The organism is Thalassobacterium sedimentorum, from assembly GCF_031127905.1.
Lineage (GTDB): Bacteria > Verrucomicrobiota > Verrucomicrobiia > Opitutales > Coraliomargaritaceae > Thalassobacterium > Thalassobacterium sedimentorum.
In genome coordinates this window covers 1-675 of sequence record NZ_JARXIC010000116.1, presented here as the reverse complement: position 1 = coordinate 675, position 675 = coordinate 1, and the positions used below count along the sequence as shown (strand labels likewise).

Below are 675 nucleotides of genomic sequence, written 5' to 3'. Positions count from 1 at the left end.
GAATATAACGTTTCCATTGCAACTGCTTCATCGGGCCAAAGTTAATTAAATACCCGACTGCCTTCTTTGTAATGTGCATATAGTTAAGCAACTGCTGCTCGTGATCCGATGTAAGATCTTTAACAGCCTTGAGTTCAGTGATGAGTTCCGTGTAGACATGAAGGTCCGGAATATAACGTTTGTTTAACAAGTGTCCTTTGTAAAACACCTCAAGCTCTGACTTTGCTTGGAATGGGATCTCCCTTAAGCCCAATTCCCATTCGAGGCTTTCTTGGTAGATCTCTTCTGCGAGCCCACCATTTAGTTCACGATGCACCTCAAAGGCAGCTCCCATCAGAGCATAGCCCTCTTTACCCATATACTCTGTATTTTCCTTTTCCATGAAATTAGCTCAGCAGTTTCATATGCATCTGACAATACCGATGAGCGAGCTGACTCTGCTGTGATTTTAACCGCTTATCACCGCTAATGGACCGCTTATCTTACAACGCTGTTAGAGGAATCTGTGTGTGAGAGATTTTATTATAAGCGTGTGATAAGGGGTGATAAGCGGTTTCCGACGCAGTCGGCTCTGCGTGCGAGTGGGCTGACTCTGATGTTTTTTTAACCGCTTATTGCCGCTGATGGACCGCTTATCTTACAACGCTGTTAGAGGAATCTGCGTGTGAGAGGTTT

General features: G+C 44.6%; 1 protein-coding gene. It reads right to left on the bottom strand.

Going from position 1 to position 675, the window contains the following annotated elements:
* A partial coding sequence (locus QEH59_RS18645; RefSeq protein WP_308986897.1) for a GxxExxY protein occupies positions 1-382 on the bottom strand: 382 nt, incomplete at its 3' end.
* Between the last annotated feature and the right edge of the window lie 293 nt (positions 383-675).